The sequence below is a fragment of the Paenibacillus sp. FSL L8-0435 genome (assembly GCF_037965655.1).
Taxonomy (GTDB): domain Bacteria; phylum Bacillota; class Bacilli; order Paenibacillales; family Paenibacillaceae; genus Paenibacillus.
Genome location: NZ_CP150185.1, coordinates 5,399,146 through 5,416,719 on the forward strand (window position 1 = coordinate 5,399,146; position 17,574 = coordinate 5,416,719).

Genomic DNA, 17,574 nt, shown 5'->3' on the forward strand with positions numbered 1-17,574 from the left:
AAAGGTTAGTAGACGCCTTCCTCCCCGAATTTTTTGGCCATCGTATTGGCACCAAGGACAAGCGCCAGCCCGACAACCGATTTGAACAACCCGACAGCAGCACTATAACTGTACTGTGCCTGTGTAAGACCCTTCGTGTACACGTAGGTATCAAATACCTCGCCCACATCCCGGTTCGTCGGAGTCAGCATCAGGAAGATCTGTTCAAAGCCTGTATCCAGGAAATTGCCCAGACGCAGAATGAGCAAAATGACGATTGTACTGCGAATGGCCGGCAGCGTAATGTGCCATGTTTGGCGCCAGCGATTGGCACCATCAATCCGTGCAGCTTCATAGAGCTGTGTATCCACACCGGAAAGCGCAGCCAGGAAGATAATTGTGCCCCAACCAACTTCTTTCCAGATGGATTGTCCGACAATCATCGTTCGGAACCAACCAGGTTCAAGCAGGAATGCCACTTTTTGTCCTGTCAGGTTATAGAGCAATTCATTAATCGCACCACCCTCGGTTGTGAACAACATGTAGAACACACCAACAACAACAACCCAGGAAACAAAGTGTGGAACATAAACAAGAGTTTGTACAAATCGTTTGAAACGTTCACGGCGAACTTCATTCATCATGAGTGCCAGTACAATCGGCAGTGGGAAAAAGAACACAATGTTATAAATGGCTAGTAAAAACGTATTCCGAAATAATGTCCAGAACTGCGGTTCTCCGAAGAAACGTTGGAAATGTTTGAAGCCTACCCATTCACTCCCCAAGATACCCTTGTAAGGGGTGTAATCCTGAAAAGCCATCGTGATGCCATACATGGGTATGTATTTGAAAATAACAAAGTAAAGCACACCCGGTATTAACATGATATACAGCCACCGGTTTTTGATAATGTCCCTCCACAGCAGGTTTTTGTCACTGCGGGTAGCGGGCCGTGTTCGAGCCGCCGTTTCGGCTTTCATATTGTCTTCCTCCCCACATTGGAAACGATTACAAAATATCACTTCCTGAATTCATGTCTTCATTGTGGAGGATAAACGAATGACTGGCTATCCTCTCGTTTTAGCCTTTTATTTTTCCTTATGTAGCAAGGGTTTAGCTCATTCCCCTCACAGAATCTAAAGGCATAATGAACTGCTTTCAACCTCCATATTCCTGTCTTAACTTCATGGAGGAAAGTGGTCTTCTTCCTTCAGCCGAACATAAAAAAGCCTGCCTGCCATGGCGGGCAGAGCAGGTTTGTTTTTATCGCTGCTGCTCCCGGTACTTGCCGGGGGTGGTTCCTGTGATTTTGCGAAATGTACGGATAAATGCGGTTGGGTTGGTATAGTTTAATTTCTCGGCAATCTCCGATATTTTAAGATTTGTTGTTTGCAACCAGGTCTTCGCTTTTTCCATACGATACTCTGCAAGATATTCCGTAAAATTGACTCCTGCTTCTTTCTTGAATACCCGACTTAGGTAGACAGGGTGAAAATTAAGCTCAGCGGCACAGGCTTCCAGCGACAATTCACGATCATAACGTTCCTCGATCAAGCGAATCATGCGTCTCGCAATATTCATGTATTGGGATTCTTCCTGTTCTCGCCAGAAACGGATGACGGGCAGGAACAGCCGCTTGCGGAACCAATTGGTCATTTCGTCCAATGTGGACAACTTCAGCAAATGTGACATGGATGCTTTTTCACCCAGTACTTCGGCTACATCCCCACCTTGCTCCTGCACAAGCTGATATACACGAGACAATAACTGAACCATAATGACGGGGTATTCACTGAAATGAAGCTTTTTGTCTGCAAGTAATCCCAAATATTGCTTAAAATAGGCGTCAGTCTTTTCTTCATCTCCTTGCTTGAGCGCAGAAGCGAGCTGATCCTCAATCATGCGTAGTTGGGTATACAATGCGGCCTCCATCTGACCACGTGGCTGAATATCCTCGTAATGCAAAATAATACGGCTGCCCAGACTTACCCGGCCTTGCAGAGCCTCGCGGCTCTCCTGAACCGCTCTTGGCGTATCTCCGATACAAGTGTAAGAACGACTGATGCCGATACTTACGGGCAGATTCAGATAAGTCACGACACGTTCACGAATCCAGTCTGCCTGAGTATGCATCCATTCCTTCAGCTTCACCTCATCCGTGAGTTCGGAGGCAAGAACGGTGACCTGAGCATCATCCAGCATGACCGGGGTGAACCGAACTGCCGAAGGGAGTAGCTCACCTACCATATTGTTGACAGCAAACAGCAGCAGATCGCGATCCTGTTCCTCATATCGGGTCCCTTCCAAGGTATCGATCTGGAGCATGAGTACGCCAAGACTTGCCCACCCTGTCGGGAAATCGTACAATTCTCCCTGATATCTGAAATCTTCTTCCGAGATTTTGCCTGTCAGCAATTTGGTCATAAAAAACTCCTGGAGGTGCACATGCTGCCCCTTCATCTGCTCACGCATCGTTTTCTCCGAGCTGAACAAGGTTGACAATTGCTCCTCAATATAGATAAATTCATCCTGTCGGCGTCCTGACGGAGCAACTGGGGAATCCAATCCCTTCGTAAATTGCAGCAGTCTGGAGATCGGTGAGTACATCCGCCGACTGCCGTATATGGCGAACAATCCCGTTACACATAACATGACAAGTGTAGCGATACCGGTAACCAATGCAATTTTCTGCGACTGGGCCGTAATCTGTCCAAGAGATACAACGGACACGTATAACCAGCCATTGAGCGGAGATTGCCTGTAACTAACCGCCACTTGATTACCTTCCACCTCCGCACTGAAGAAACCCTCTGGCTGCCCCGTCGTTTGTACCATTTCGTGAATTTCCTTATTCAGCGCGTCATATTTCCCGCCTTGCTGCATGTCGTTCAGAAAATACTTCTGCTCCCGATCCAGAACGTACATATCTCCAGAATTCGTATTTCGGCTCAAGTAGGTGCTCAGTTCCGTATCGGCGATATCAATCACAAGAAATCCCTTTGGTTTCACATTGGTTGGTATCATCGGGATTTTGAATACCATACTGACCACATTATCCGATGATATAAGGGCAGGTGCCTGTTCGGGTGTTAGTTCACCCATACCTGCTGACACAGGTACACTTTCTTTGGCTGAACTGGCATTCTGAGTGACCCAGAACAGGCTGTTGGTATAACTTAGGTAGGAGCCAATTCGGTCTCGAATGCTGAAATCATCCAATTTGCCAAAAGAACGCATCGACACGACCCAATCTTCATCCAGATTAACCAGATAGGCTTGGTCAATGTTCGTAACCGCTTGCAAGTTGTTAAAACCGGATGTCAGATCACGAATCTCCTGAAACTCGCTGCTGTCTAGTGGTTTCTTCATCGCCTGTAGTACCAAGGGAGAATTAACATACTGGATGGATGATAATTGCAGGCTGCGCAGAACTTGTTCTACCCTCATTTGGGTCTGATGCAATATCTGAAGATTGCTCTCACGCACTTTCTGTTCAATGTCACGTGATGCAATCGTATACGAGACCGAACCAATAACAATGACCGGAAGGGCTCCGAGGATCAGGGTAAAACAGAGCAAACGCAGTAAATACTTAGGCAAGAAGAGCATCCTCCTTTATACGTATGTTTATTAAAATAAATCGCTTTCATTGGATTAATTTACTATTGTTATTTTAAAACCCATTCTTATTCAAGTCCACTCATTTATTCTAAAGGTTGACTTCAAACCAATTTCCAGTTTAATATTGGTTACATATTCCTCAATCAAAGGAGAGATTTTTAATGTCGGTGAATGTTCTTAACTAACCAAGTTTCATATTCAGGAGTTTGGCCTTTCATTGCGCTTGTGCCCATATGGCATACGTGTATTTCATGATGCGCCAGATCCCTGTACTTAGTTAAGAACAGCGGATATCATAAATCGCCTCCGGGATTGTAATTGTCCGGGTCTATTTCCGCGCTGAGTTCAGCGCGGATTTTTTAATATAGACCTGTAGTGGACTTTGCTTTCCCATACGTTTAGGGCGGAGAATGACGTTTGTTCATTCTCCGCCCTTTTTGCGTTTTCCAGGAATATGTTTCAGCGCGTCAACTGAAATCCCAATTGAATTCAAGGAGAGATTACGCATGAATGAAAACACATTAAACAGTTTGGGTTATCCACAAATTCAAAAAAATGTTGCAGACTGCGCCCTATCTTATCTGGGCAAACGTTATGCCAGAGAACTAAAACCGATGGCAGATGCTCACCTGATTCAGATTCGCCTGGAAGAAACAGCAGAAGCAGCTGCGTTGATTCGCTTCGGGGCCAGTATCCCCCTCCCTTCACTCGACGGAATGGAAACCATTATGGATCTGCTTGGCACGGGTTATCTATTCAGTGAGCGCGACTTCAGTCATCTAGCTCAGTTCCTGCGGAGCTGTGCACAACTTATGAAATACATGGAGGGCAAATCCGGGGCTGCTCCCACCGTCAGTCGTTATGCAGCATCCATGATTCTGATCGAACCTTTGCTGAGTGAGATTGAGCGTTGCATCCATAGTGGACGCATTCAGGATCAGGCGAGTAAGGAACTGATTCGAATTCGTAAAAAAATAACGGTTAATGCGGAACGCATGAAACGAAAGCTTGATTCTCTGGTGAGTAAACATCGCTCCATTATGCAGGAACATGTCATCAGCCAACGGGGAGGAAGAACGGTTCTGCCCATTAAGAAAGAGTTCCGTAAACAGGTGAAAGGCAGTGTTCTGGATGAATCCGGGAGCGGGCAAACCGTATATATTGAACCTGTTGAGTTAGTAACTCTGCAGATGGAATTGGCCGCTCTGCAAGCGGAGGAGTCCCGAGAGGAGATGAGGATTCTCGGTGATTTAACCTCCCTGGCCGAATCATATAACCGTGAAATCGCCCTGAACACCGAAACGGTAGGTGTATTGGACTTCCTGTTTGCCAAAGCCAAATATGCGGCCACCATGGATGGACGTACCGTTCGAGTCAATACTCAGGGCCACATCAGCCTTCAACGTGCACGTCATCCGTTCATGGGTTCTTCCATGGTTCCCCTTGATTTTGCCATTGGCAAAACGTACTCGTCGCTCATTATTACTGGCCCCAATACCGGGGGTAAAACGGTCGCACTCAAAACTCTTGGTTTGTTAACCTTGATGATGCAATCAGGTTTGCTTATTCCGGTCGAGGAAGGTGGCGAGATGGCTGTTTATAACGAGGTAGCAGTTGATATTGGTGACGGGCAGAGTTTGGAACAAGCGCTCAGTACATTTTCCGCACATATTCGCAATATGATTGGCATACTGGAACAGGCTGATACATCAACTCTTGTGCTCATTGATGAGATGGCTTCCGGCACAGATCCCGGTGAAGGTGTTGGACTGTCCATCGCCATGCTGGAGGAACTTCATAGCCGCGGAGCAACCGTTGTGGCGACAACACATTTTGGTGAAATCAAACATTTTGCTGCTGCCACCCCAGGATTTGAAAATGCCCGCATGGAATTTGACACCGTATCTCTCCAGCCACTGTATCGATTGCGTATCGGAGAAGCTGGTGAGAGTTATGCTTACTCCATCGCATTAAAGCTGGGCATGCCACAGCGAATTATCGAGCGATCCAAGTCCCTGTCCGATCAAAGTATTTCGAGAGAACGTACATTAGGGTTCACGTCACCTCCTTCGGAAACTCCGGTCCTGACGCCTGATCGTTCTGTACCAGAATCAGACGGCCCAGCAGAGTTATCCAGGAGAAACCAGTCGAAACAGTCAAAGGATCCAGTCGGTCACCACAAAAAGACAACAACCAGAGAGTCGGATTCTCTTGCTCCTGCCAAAACTTTTCGCAAAGGAGATCGGGTGTATGCGGCCTATCTCAATCAGTCGGGCATCGTCTGTGATGTGGAGGATAGCCGTGGAAATATCGGGGTCATGCTGCGGGGACGCAAAGTCAAAATCCATAAGAAACGCCTGACCCTGCATATATCTGCCGATGAGCTTTATCCGGGTGAAGATTATGACTTGGACATTGTGCTAGAAACAAAGGAAAATCGAAAGAAACGTAAGTTGATGGGACGCAAACATGTGGAAGGCCTCCAAATCGAATTACCGCCTGAAGAATAGCCGATGGGAGAAACAGATGTAGTGAACTGGAAGTCATATATACACAGTGAAATCCATAATCAGAAGCACATTTCTGTTATACTGGGACCAGTATGTTTAACTTCAGCTCGTAGCTATTCCACAGGGAGGGAAGAACTGTATGTCTGCAGAACAAGACGATCAAGAGCACATCCATATCGATGTTCTTGTCTGCCCATTATGCGGGGAAGCTAATCGCTGTTCCTATGCCGCAGGACATCCTCATTCGGAATGCTGGTGTAACCGGGCTACTTTCCCCGAGGGTGTGTTTGACCGCATTCCGCCAGAGCAGCGCCGAAAATCCTGCATATGTCAACGCTGTTTGGACGACTATGCCGATAAACGCCAACCAAAAGAAGAGCCACACAGTTAATAACTGTATGGCTCTTCTTCATTATGCCTCATCAATACTGTTAGCTTGCTACCACTGTTCTTACATTTGGTTATACTGGGCAACAGCCTGTTCAAGCACCGGATGATGCTCATCCATGGACGTATAATGGTGGAGCGCAGCTGTAATCCCCTTCTCGCGGATCATGTCCTGTAGTTCAACTGCTTCCGGATCATCGGAGACATCGAACTTGCAGGCTGCTGCCATACCCATAGCCAGATAAGTCGTATCAGTTCCATCCGCATATGCCTGAAGGGCCGGGCGAACCAGACGATCATTTGGGGACAACTTGCGCAGCGGGGAACGACCAACACGAGTGACCTCATCGGTGAGATACGGGTTGACAAACCGTCCCAATATTTTGACAATATACTGCTCATGTTCTTCCGGGTTGAATGCAAAACGCTTCACCAGAACTTTTCCAGTTTCCTGCAAAGCACCGTAGACAATCGATTTCACCTTCTCGTTGGCAATAGCCTTTTGAATCGTGTCATACCCGTGCACATTACCGATATATGCTGCAACGCAGTGTCCTGTATTAACAGTGAACAGTTTCCGTTCGATATACGGCTCCAGATCATCGACATATACAATGCCCTCAACCGGTTTGAATGCAGGAGCCATCTGGGAACGATCAACTACCCACTCGTAAAAAGGCTCAACCTGTACATGCAACGGATCTTCATGATGCTGAATAGGCACTATCCGGTCTACGGCTGAATCTGGAAAATAAACATACTGATCTGCAAGGGAACGTACTTTTTCATCAAGCAGAGCATATACATGCTCTTTCAATTGTGTGCTGGCTCCAATGGCGTTCTCGCAAGCAATAATGTGAAGAGGGTTTTGAGCAGGACCGGAATTCAGTCTTTTCTCAAGTCCCTTCGCAATCCCTGGTGCAATATGTTTTAACACGCCCACACCCACTGCGGTTGTAATCAGATCAGCTTCCACCACAGTTTGGGCAACCGTTTCTAGCTGAGTCCCATCGATTGCGTTTACACCTGTAACGGTCTCCTGATCCTTGCTCTCGTTAGCCAGTTCCACCGTGTACTGTCCCTGCTCCTGAAGAGCTGCTACCAAGTCCTGATTCACGTCGGAGAAAATCACCTCATACCCTGCACGGGAGAGAATCAATCCAATGAACCCACGTCCAATGTTACCTGCGCCAAAGTGTAGAGCCTTCATAGTTCCATTTCACTTTCCAGAATAGCGATAACTTCTTCGGCTGTTTTCGCCAGACGCAGGGCCTCCATATTCTCATCCTCAGCACAGATCACCGCAATGCTAGTCAAGATCTCCATATGTTCCCCGCCTTGAGCCGCGATACCAATGACCATATAAGCCTTTTCTTCGCCAAAATCAACACCTTGTGGATACTGAATGACAGAGATACCTGTGGATAAAATGAAAGCTTTGGATTCCTTTGTACCGTGTGGGATCGCAAGGCCGTTCCCTACATAGGTTGAGACAATCTCTTCACGTTCAATCATCTTCTCAATGTAATCAGCGGTAATATGTCCCGCATCCTTCAGAATCTGTCCTGCCATGCGAATCGCTTCGTATTTATCCTGAGCCGTCGCATTCATGATGACTTTATCTGTTGTTAACATACTCATAATGGTTGACCTCCAATTTCGGTTTTACTGCGATAAAATCCAACGAGTTCCTGGGACAGGTAATGAATGAGTTCATCCCTGATTCCCTTTTCCAGCAATGTAATCATTTCTTCCTGTAATAACAGGGCGCTGATCTCACTGAGAACCTCCAGGCTTTCCTTGGATAATTCTCTGGGACCGAGCATCAAGAGGACATGGGTAACTCCTGCCGGATCATCCGGCGTACGAAGGAGTGGCTCAGTGAGCTGAAACAAGCTAATGGACGGCCTGTAGATCCCCTCACTGCGTGTATGAAACAGCGCAAGTCTTGTGCCGGGAATCTTCTGACTCCCCACTGCCTCACGTGCCTCCAACCGTTTTGCGACCTCCTCCGGTTCCCTCAACACACCAGATCCATGGAGTACGTTGCACATCGCATACACCGTTTTATAGAATCCGATATCTTGGTTATCCAGCGGATACACCTGAAACTTTCCAATAATTCGGACGATCTCAACTAAAATAGCTTCCATTCCGTCAGGGTCAGAATAACGACTTGTCGTCTGAACCTCTATTTCACGGGGCTTATTATGCTGTTGTTGTAATGTTGTTGTTCGGATAAAATGACGCAGACGTTCGCTCTCTTCCGCCGTAAGCAGTGGACTTACTTTGTAATACTGATGCTCATCCATCGGCAGATCAACAGTGGATAAGACCAGATCATATTGATCTGTAGGCATCCGGGCAGCTTCATACCAGGACACGCTGTCCATGATCCGAATTTCGGGAATCTCCTTGGATAATCGGCTGGAAAGCATGCGTGATGATCCGATTCCGCTTGTACACACGATGATGGCCCTGATCTCCCGTTTCAATGCACGTAACCTCTCGATGGAAGCGCCAAAGTGCATGACTAAGAAACCAATTTCCTCATCCGGAACGTCAGTACCTGGCCAAGCTTGATGCACGGATTGTTTGACTTCTTCGAAGAGTGAATCATAATCCTTGCGAATCTGCTGCAGTAGCGGATTACGAATCATCTGTTGCCCTTCAATTCGCTCCATTACAGGTTGCATATGACCAAGCAGACCTTCACGAAGCAACCGATCCTCATGAAAGGCATAATGTGTTCTCGCCTGCATCTGATCAATCAGTGAATGTACCCTGTCCAGTAATATCAAGTCGTCTATTGGCAACAGCCGTGAAGAGTGAATCCGCTGCTCTGTCTCAATTAATAGTCTGTGAAAATAAGCTTGCTCATCTTGGGAGAATGTCAGTCCCAGTTGGGTGGATAACACACCACACAAGCGGGAAGCCATATAAGGTGGAACCTTCATCTCATCTTGCTCTGCAACTTTATCTCCCGTGTTCTCTTGTGGAGACATACGGCCAATGCCAAAGCCTTTACGAATACGTACAACCGCGACGGATAATTGAATCAGCAGCTTCATGTATTGGCGTTCCGGGATGTTCTCCAGCCATTCGATGTCTGGTTGCCATAACGCATTTTCGACCGTAAGCACATCACCGTGTCCAATCATATCCAACAGTTTTTGGTTTACGACGGAGCCCCCTTGTTCTGGCTGTCTTCCGAACAGGTCGGACTCATCCAAAAATTCGAGAGCAAGTGCAGCTATGGCTGTGCGATGAATTTTCTCACTTCCGTTAATCTTGACGCCATATCCACGTCTGCGAACCAGCTTTAGTCCCGCCTGACGGATCCGTGACTCCAGATCGTCCAGATCCGTGGTTACGGTGGATACGGTCACTTTCAGATCCGAAGCCAAGGCGAGTAACTTTACAGGCTCCGGTTCATCCAGCAAGATGCAAAGCATGAAGAGCTTACGCTCTTCTGGCGTAAACTCTACATATTCTTTACCCTCTAGTTGCTTGCGCAATACAGCCAGATCATCGGAACTGGCATCGATTCGGATACCGGTTCCTGATTTTTTTTCCAGCCTCATGCCCAAAGGTTCAAGCCATTGTTCAATCATTTGCAGCTCCCGGTGAACCGTTCGGGTACTGACCTTTACTTCAACGGCGATTTCGCCGGCAGTGACTTCATGTGGATGCTCCAGCAGAAACTCCACGATTTCACGTTGTCTTTTGGTAATACTCATATCTCAGCCTCCGGCTCAGGGAAAACGAATGCGTGCAATTACTTTAGACGTTCAACGAGCGCATCGTATTCCGGGCTTTTTAGGAAGTTGTCGATGGATATATGTTCTGCGTTCGGCGCTACGGAGCGGGCACGATCGGTCAATACTTGTTGTGTAATTACCACATCTGCATCCGGTGGGATATCACTGATAGCCGTATTGGTCACCGTAACGTCAATCCCCTCTGCCTTCATCTTCTTACGTAGAATGGAAGCGCCCATGGCACTCGACCCCATGCCTGCATCACAGGAGAAGACAATTTTCTTCACATCTGTTTTCACTGTAGAAGAAGCCATATCTGCGACTCTGTCTGCTTCTCGTTGATTAGCCGTAATACCAGCGCTTGGCACGGTTCCTTGACTCTTCATGTCTTTCATCCGACTGGATGCGGACTCCAGATCTTCGTCTTTTTGTTTACCCGTTTTCAGCAACACTGCTGCAACCAGGAAGGATACGACTGCTGCTACAAGCACCCCTGCGAGCATCGGCAGGTATCCACCTTTTGGTGTTAAGAGGAAATACGCGATAATACTACCCGGTGATGGTGCCGAAACAAGTCCTGCTCCAGTGAGCATGAATGTTAATGTACCTGCGACGCCACCCGCAATTGCGGCAAGAATCAGAATCGGTCTCATCAAAATGTAAGGGAAGTAGATCTCATGAATTCCCCCGAAGAAATGAATGATAACAGCACCCGGTGCAGAAGATTTGGCCATTCCGCGTCCGAAGAAACAGTAAGCAAGCAAGATACCAAGTCCCGGACCCGGGTTCGATTCAAGCATGTATAACACGGATTGCCCTAATTCTCTTGCTTGATCTGTTGCAATCGGTGTCAGAATCCCGTGGTTGATTGCATTGTTCAGGAACAATACTTTACCTGGTTCAATGATTAGGTTGACCAGCGGTAACAAGCCCAGATTCATTAAGCCTTGTACCCCGGCAGACAATACTTTGCTAATCGCTTCTACAGCAGGCCCGATGCCCAGTAGCGCAAAAATCCCCAAGATCCCGCCAATAATACCGGCTGAGAAGTTGTTAACCAGCATTTCAAATCCGGCTCTAATTTTACCTTCAATGGATTTATCAAACTTTTTGATGATCCATGCTGCCAGTGGTCCGGCAATCATGGCACCGAGGAACATCGGAATATCACTACCCACGATGACCCCGATGGTCATAATGGCACCCACGACACCACCACGCTGACCATGCACCATCGTACCCCCGGTGTAACCGATTAACAGTGGCAGCAAATATTTGATCATCGGATCAACTAGCTGTGCTAGTGTCTCGTTAGGGAACCAGCCTGTTGGAATGAACATGGCTGTAATTAATCCCCAGGCGATGAACGCTCCCATATTCGGCATGACCATACCACTCAGGAATCGGCCAAAACGTTGCACACCTACCCGTAGCCCACCTTTGGAATTGGACGATTGGTCCAAATTACTCATTGTATTATCCTCCTTGGATCAAGTGATTATGATTTATGAAAGGGGTATCATTTCTCCCCTGCTGTAATCCTAAGCGAGAATGCTCTCCTGTTCAATGAAATGAAAGCGTACTTTCGTCATGAACAATGATGACAACATTAGGTTATGTAATCGTTTTAATCGATGCATAATGCCTGAACCCATTGATACACAAGGCTTTTCTTGCCTATGACTTTTATCATTTCCAGAATCATTTTCTAACCTATAGCTTGGTCCAATCAGGTGATTTACATCCACAATCTGCTTCAATCCACATTCAAAACCATTCTTGGAAAGCACAAAAAACCCGTGCAAGCATCAGGCTCACACAGGTCGAAACAATATGAAGCTCATATCATTTGGTTATAAAATATATGTTAATAAGTACAAGTTCGTTAAAACTATTCTTCCGTATGTTTCCGATACGCGTCTGCATTCATCAATGTAGACAATGCTGCTGTCAGATCTCCCTCAACACGAATCTCAATCATCCAGCCTTCCTCGTAAGGAGAGCTGTTCACAAGTTCAGGGGAATCCTGCAACGAATCATTAACTGCAATAATTGAACCTGTGACGGGAGAGAACAAGTCCGAAACCGTTTTGACCGATTCGATCGTTCCAATGCTATCTTCTGCTTTTACATTGGTTTCAAGGTCAGGCAGTTCCACAAACACAATGTCACCCAGCTGATGCTGTGCGAACTCGGTAATGCCAATACGTACAGTATCCTCCCCTACGGTTTGCACCCATTCATGCTCTTCACTGTACAGGAAATCACTTTTCAATTCGCTCATCGATATCCGCCTCGCTTTTCATTAAATGAGTGCATGCGTTCTTTGACCTTAACCTTTTTCCCAGAACATAGCGTATGATATTTATGAATCAAATGTCAATATACCTCACAATTTATTTACTGAACACCTCTAAATCCTGTAACCGGATTACACTCTTTCTTCATATACTGGTGAATATTAGAATAGTAAGCGCACTCTTTATAAATACACGAACAATAACATAGAAAACAGATTAAATATTCGGTTTTAAATTGTTATCTATGATATCGTTCTTGACATCGGTAGTGGATTCACGTTTTAATGAAAAGAGTAAATATGTTTATTGGACTATGTAATACCCGCGGATGAATGTAAAGGGAGAGATTACCCGTGACACCCGATTCGGGATGTACATGAGGTAACGCCGAAGGAGTAAACCACCGATAAGCGGAGGTGAATCTCTCAGGCAAAAGGACTTTTACGGGACGCAACTCTGGAGAGCATCTATTCGCCCTGTGCGGGCGTTATGATCACCCAAGGGGAAACCTGCTGCACAACGCAGCGGGGTAACTCTCAGGTACAAGGGACAGAGCCTTAGAATACAGCGTGCTACTTGGCATGCCGATTCTTTGGCCTGTCCTTTTCCTTTTTCCCAAAAAACGAAAAACAGGATGTAGAACGGCGCTGCCATAGCTGCCTTACCATACTTATGTGATGAAATTATCTAGCTGGAAATTTAAAAATACCCTGGTTCATTGATCCACGATTGTATATCCGGCCGGCTCACGGCCCATGACGAGGTGATTTGATGTCCGATTTGCTTAGAACACCACTCTTCCCACTGTATCAGCAATACGAAGGCGTACGGTGCATTGATTTTGGAGGCTGGGAGCTTCCGGTACAATTTAGCGGAATCCAGAAAGAACATGAAGCGGTACGCGAGCGCGCGGGACTGTTCGATGTATCCCATATGGGCGAATTCACGGTACAGGGTGAGCAGGCTGAAGCGTTTTTGCAACAAATGATGACCAATGATGTGACCACGCTGGTTCCCGATCAAGCCCAGTACACCCTGATGTGTTATCCAGATGGCGGTGTGGTGGATGATCTGCTCGTGTATAAGCTGGAAGATCAGCATTATATGCTTGTGGTTAACGCCTCCAACATCGACAAGGATTGGGCGTGGCTGCAAGAGCACTTGATTCCCGGCGTAAGCATGACCAACGATTCGGAGCAGACGGCGCTACTCGCCTTGCAAGGTCCACTGGCTGTAGACATTATCGGAAAAGTTACAGATACGGATGTAAGCTCGATTGAACCGTTTCGTTTTGTGCAGGATGCTGAAGTATGTGGAGTAAAATTACTGTTGTCCCGTACCGGTTATACCGGTGAAGATGGCTTTGAGCTATATGTTCCTGCAGATCAGGCCGCTGTGGTCTGGAATGGGTTAATGCAAGCCGGTGAAGGTCACGGACTTGTACCCACAGGCCTCGGTGCTCGGGATACACTGCGCTTTGAAGCAAAGCTCCCTCTGTATGGACAGGAATTGTCGGCAACTATCTCTCCACTCGAAGCTGGCGTAGGTATGTTTGTGAAGCTGAATGCCGGACCTTTTATCGGACACGAAGCCTTGTTACAGCAAAAAACTGACGGGCCCGCCCGCAAACTGGTCGGCATCGAAGTGTTGGAGCGCGGTATTCCCCGCCCCCACTATCCGATTTACGCCGAAGGCGTACAGATCGGTGAAGTGACAACAGGCACGCAATCACCTACATTGAAGCGTAATCTGGGGCTTGCCCTCATCGACAGCAAATACGCTGCGCTGGGAACCCCGCTTGAGATTGAGATTCGCGGCAAGAAATTAAAAGCCGAGGTCGTGAAGACCCCTTTTCATAAACGGACACGTACGTCGAAGACACCTACTCAAGGAGCTGATCAAGCATGAGCAAGCACCGTTACATTCCCATGACTGAGCAAGATCAGAACGCCATGCTCGCAACCATTGGTGTGGGTACGCTGGAGGATCTGTTTCAGGACATTCCGCAGGAGATTCGTTATCAGGGCGAGCTGCCCGTATCCTCCAAACTTGATGAATATGCGCTGACACGTCACATGTCCAAACAAGCCGGCGCCAACGCCAATTTCGAAACACACGCCAGCTTCCTCGGCGCTGGCATATATGATCATCATGTTCCTTCCGTCATCAATCATGTCATTTCCCGTTCCGAGTTTTACACTGCCTACACACCTTATCAGCCTGAGATCAGCCAAGGTGAACTACAGGCCATTTTCGAATTTCAATCCTACATCTGTGAATTAACCGGTATGGCTGTAGCCAATGCCAGCATGTATGACGGCGCAACAGCTTTTGCGGAAGCCGGTAATCTCGCCGCAGCAGCAACTCGTCGCAAACAGCTCATCGTATCCCGTACCGTTCATCCGGAAGCCCGTCAGGTATTGCAGGCATATGCGCACGGACTCCGTCTGGAGATTGTCGAGATTGGTTATAAGGATGGCGTCACTGATTGGGATGCCCTGCAAGCAGCCATATCCGACGATACCGCTGCTGTCATGATCCAGAGTCCAAACTTCTTTGGTGCCGTGGAAAATGTAAAGCAGGCTGCCGATCTGGTGCATGCGCACAAGGGCCTGCTCGTTGTAAGTGCCAACCCGCTATCGCTGGGTCTGCTGGAAGCCCCAGGCAAGCTGGGTGCCGACATCGTTGTAGGTGATGCGCAGCCCCTCGGCATCGCCGCTTCACTCGGCGGTCCGACATGCGGATATTTCGCCGTGTCCCAGCCTCATATGCGCCGAATTCCTGGCCGAATTGTAGGCCAGACCACGGATCGCAACGGCAAACGTGGTTTTGTACTCACACTGCAAGCACGTGAACAGCATATCCGCCGCGAAAAGGCGACATCCAACATCTGTTCCAACCAGGCTTTGCTGGCACTCAGCGCATCTGTCTATATGTCCATCATGGGGAAACAAGGAATGATCGATGTAGCGGATCTGAACCTGCAAAAGAGTCATTACACCCTGAATACATTAACTGTGATTCCTGGAGTTAGCCTTACTTTTAATGCACCAACATTTAATGAGTTTGTTATTCAGCTTCCTGAGGGAACAGACGTGGATGCTCTTCAATTGAAACTGCTGGATGCGGGCTTCATTGGTGGTTACGAACTTGGACGTGATTATCCAGAGCTTGCCGGACATATGCTGATTGCTGTTACCGAACGACGCAGTAAGGAAGAGATTGACGAATTCGCACGAGCATTGGAGGGATCGCTGTGACTCAGGAAACGACGACAACGACAACATCGGTACAGGGACAATCGGAAACAGGTACCTCTGTCTCCACTTCGGTTCAACCTGAGACGGATACAACATTTAGTGCACAGACCTTATCTCCTGCTCCGGAACAATCATTGATTTTTGAACTCAGCAGCCCGGGGCGTGTCGCTTATTCCTTGCCAGAATGTGACGTTCCTCGTCAGGCCGCCAATACGTTGATTCCCCGGGAAATGCTCCGTTCGGAAGCAGCGGCACTGCCGGAAGTGTTCGAGATAGATGTTATTCGACATTATACTGCGCTATCCCGTCGCAACTTCGGTGTAGATAACGGATTCTACCCACTGGGCTCTTGTACGATGAAATACAATCCAAAGATTAATGAGGATGTTGCACGTTATAACGGTTTCGCCAAAATCCATCCGTACCAGCATGAATCCAGCATTCAAGGTGCTCTTGAACTGTTATATACGTTGCAAAACGACCTTGCAGGTCTGACAGGTATGGACGCTGTGACTCTGCAACCAGCCGCTGGTGCCCATGGAGAATGGACTGGACTTATGATGATTCGTGCCTACCACGAAGGTCGTGGCGAACAACGTACCAAAGTCATCGTGCCCGATTCATCTCACGGGACCAACCCGGCAAGTGCTACCGTTGCAGGATTTGAAACTGTGACGATTCCATCCCGGGCAGACGGACTAGTTGATCTGGATGCACTCCGTGCAGCCGTCGGTTCGGATACGGCGGCATTGATGCTGACAAATCCGAATACACTTGGTTTGTTCGAGAAAGACATTCAGGAAATTGCATCCATCGTACACCAGGCTGGTGGTTTGCTATACTACGATGGCGCGAACTCCAATGCCATTATGGGCATTACCCGTCCGGGTGATATGGGCTTTGACGTGGTGCATCTGAACTTGCACAAAACGATGAGTACGCCTCATGGCGGTGGTGGACCTGGCGCCGGACCCGTCGGCGTGAAGAGCCGTCTGGTTCCGTTCCTGCCTAAGCCGATGGTGATCAAAAATGATGACGGTATGTATGCATTCGATCGTGAAGGCGATCAATCCATTGGCCGGGTGAAAGCCTACTACGGTAACTTCGGTATATTGGTACGTGCCTATGCTTACATTCGCACCTATGGACCGGAAGGCTTACGCCGTGTCTCTGAATGCGCGGTACTGAATGCCAACTATATGATGGCCCGTCTCGCCCCTTACTACGAGATTCCGTATCCGGGCGTATGTAAACATGAATTTGTCATGTCTGGACGGGGGTTGAAGCAATATGGTGTACGCACACTTGATGTTGCCAAACGACTGCTTGATTTTGGATATCATCCACCAACCGTGTACTTCCCGCTCAACGTCGAAGAATGCATCATGATCGAGCCGACAGAAACCGAAAGTAAAGAAACGCTGGATGGGTTCATTGATACGATGATACGGATTGCCAAAGAAGCGGAAGAGACACCAGAATTAGTCCTGAACGCACCTTACGGAACACCGGTCACCCGTCTGGATGAAACCACCGCCGCTCGCAAACCTGTACTGAACTGCGCTTGCAGTTAAAACTAAGTGAGTTTCTTGTCCATGCTCTTGCTGATGTTAACTACACCAGTGAGAGCATTTTTTGGTTAAACATTACAGGACTTTTCCCTCGTACTCCCCTTTATTTCCTATACATCTACGCAACAAAAAAAGCCGGTATCCACAATGAATCGCGGATACCGGCAATATCGCTGCATCAATGC

At 47.7% G+C, this 17,574-nt stretch carries 11 protein-coding genes and 1 riboswitch; of the genes, 4 read left to right on the plus strand and 7 right to left on the minus strand.

Features of this window, described 5'->3' with window-relative positions; all coding sequences use genetic code 11:
- Window positions 1-5: 5 nt before the first annotated feature.
- Together NST33_RS24040 and NST33_RS24045 are read right to left on the minus strand one after the other, a co-directional pair.
- On the minus strand, window positions 6-959 hold the full coding sequence (locus NST33_RS24040; RefSeq protein WP_145323915.1) for a sugar ABC transporter permease: 954 nt from the start codon (window positions 957-959) through the stop codon (window positions 6-8).
- A 283-nt stretch (window positions 960-1,242) separates the two neighbouring features.
- Window positions 1,243-3,579 carry a helix-turn-helix domain-containing protein gene (locus tag NST33_RS24045; protein ID WP_339305413.1) on the minus strand — a complete coding sequence of 779 codons (2,337 nt, stop codon included), beginning with the start codon at window positions 3,577-3,579 and terminating at the stop codon, window positions 1,243-1,245.
- A 527-nt stretch (window positions 3,580-4,106) separates the two neighbouring features.
- Between NST33_RS24045 and NST33_RS24050 the strand changes: the two genes are divergently transcribed.
- Window positions 4,107-6,110, plus strand: coding sequence for a DNA mismatch repair protein MutS (locus tag NST33_RS24050; protein WP_339305415.1), 2,004 nt, complete (start codon window positions 4,107-4,109; stop codon window positions 6,108-6,110).
- 451 nt (window positions 6,111-6,561) lie between these two features.
- On the opposite strand, the gene NST33_RS24055 is transcribed toward NST33_RS24050, so the two are convergent.
- The 5 genes from NST33_RS24055 to gcvH all read right to left on the minus strand — a co-directional run bounded on the left by NST33_RS24055 (window position 6,562) and on the right by gcvH (window position 12,542).
- Window positions 6,562-7,707: a mannitol-1-phosphate 5-dehydrogenase gene (locus tag NST33_RS24055; RefSeq protein ID WP_339305417.1), complete on the minus strand. Its 1,146-nt coding sequence runs from the start codon at window positions 7,705-7,707 to the stop codon at window positions 6,562-6,564.
- Complete coding sequence (locus NST33_RS24060; protein ID WP_017686856.1) at window positions 7,704-8,138, minus strand: PTS sugar transporter subunit IIA; 435 nt, start codon at window positions 8,136-8,138, stop codon at window positions 7,704-7,706. The genes NST33_RS24055 and NST33_RS24060 overlap by 4 nt, the downstream gene beginning before the upstream one ends.
- On the minus strand, window positions 8,135-10,237 hold the full coding sequence (locus NST33_RS24065) for a BglG family transcription antiterminator (RefSeq protein WP_339305419.1): 2,103 nt from the start codon (window positions 10,235-10,237) through the stop codon (window positions 8,135-8,137). The genes NST33_RS24060 and NST33_RS24065 overlap by 4 nt, the downstream gene beginning before the upstream one ends.
- Window positions 10,238-10,275: 38 nt before the next feature.
- On the minus strand, window positions 10,276-11,730 hold the full coding sequence (locus tag NST33_RS24070) for a PTS mannitol transporter subunit IICB (RefSeq protein WP_339305421.1): 1,455 nt from the start codon (window positions 11,728-11,730) through the stop codon (window positions 10,276-10,278).
- 419 nt (window positions 11,731-12,149) lie between these two features.
- Window positions 12,150-12,542, minus strand: a complete 393-nt coding sequence (gene gcvH, locus NST33_RS24075) for a glycine cleavage system protein GcvH (protein WP_047844042.1) — start codon at window positions 12,540-12,542, stop codon at window positions 12,150-12,152.
- A gap of 344 nt (window positions 12,543-12,886) precedes the next feature.
- Window positions 12,887-13,009: riboswitch (glycine riboswitch) on the plus strand.
- A 320-nt stretch (window positions 13,010-13,329) separates the two neighbouring features.
- Here gcvH and gcvT point away from each other — a divergent pair.
- The 3 genes from gcvT to gcvPB all read left to right on the plus strand — a co-directional run bounded on the left by gcvT (window position 13,330) and on the right by gcvPB (window position 17,392).
- Window positions 13,330-14,466, plus strand: a complete 1,137-nt coding sequence (gene gcvT / locus NST33_RS24080) for a glycine cleavage system aminomethyltransferase GcvT (protein WP_339305423.1) — start codon at window positions 13,330-13,332, stop codon at window positions 14,464-14,466.
- Window positions 14,463-15,818 carry an aminomethyl-transferring glycine dehydrogenase subunit GcvPA gene (gcvPA, locus tag NST33_RS24085; protein ID WP_221824717.1) on the plus strand — a complete coding sequence of 452 codons (1,356 nt, stop codon included), beginning with the start codon at window positions 14,463-14,465 and terminating at the stop codon, window positions 15,816-15,818. The genes gcvT and gcvPA overlap by 4 nt, the downstream gene beginning before the upstream one ends.
- A gap of 134 nt (window positions 15,819-15,952) precedes the next feature.
- Window positions 15,953-17,392 (plus strand): aminomethyl-transferring glycine dehydrogenase subunit GcvPB, encoded by a 1,440-nt coding sequence (gene gcvPB, locus NST33_RS24090; protein ID WP_221824794.1) that lies wholly within the window; start codon window positions 15,953-15,955, stop codon window positions 17,390-17,392.
- Window positions 17,393-17,574 lie beyond the last annotated feature (182 nt).

What these genes read in the sequence shown, in the direction of transcription:
- NST33_RS24040 (WP_145323915.1), bottom strand. Translation starts at nt 959, where the DNA reads ATGAAAGCCGAAACGGCGGCTCGAACACGGCCCGCTACCCGCAGTGAC.
- NST33_RS24050 (WP_339305415.1), top strand. Translation starts at nt 4,107, where the DNA reads ATGAATGAAAACACATTAAACAGTTTGGGTTATCCACAAATTCAAAAA.
- NST33_RS24055 (WP_339305417.1), bottom strand. Translation starts at nt 7,707, where the DNA reads ATGAAGGCTCTACACTTTGGCGCAGGTAACATTGGACGTGGGTTCATT.
- NST33_RS24060 (WP_017686856.1), bottom strand. Translation starts at nt 8,138, where the DNA reads ATGAGTATGTTAACAACAGATAAAGTCATCATGAATGCGACGGCTCAG.
- NST33_RS24065 (WP_339305419.1), bottom strand. Translation starts at nt 10,237, where the DNA reads ATGAGTATTACCAAAAGACAACGTGAAATCGTGGAGTTTCTGCTGGAG.
- NST33_RS24070 (WP_339305421.1), bottom strand. Translation starts at nt 11,730, where the DNA reads ATGAGTAATTTGGACCAATCGTCCAATTCCAAAGGTGGGCTACGGGTA.
- gcvH (WP_047844042.1), bottom strand. Translation starts at nt 12,542, where the DNA reads ATGAGCGAATTGAAAAGTGATTTCCTGTACAGTGAAGAGCATGAATGG.
- gcvT (WP_339305423.1), top strand. Translation starts at nt 13,330, where the DNA reads ATGTCCGATTTGCTTAGAACACCACTCTTCCCACTGTATCAGCAATAC.
- gcvPA (WP_221824717.1), top strand. Translation starts at nt 14,463, where the DNA reads ATGAGCAAGCACCGTTACATTCCCATGACTGAGCAAGATCAGAACGCC.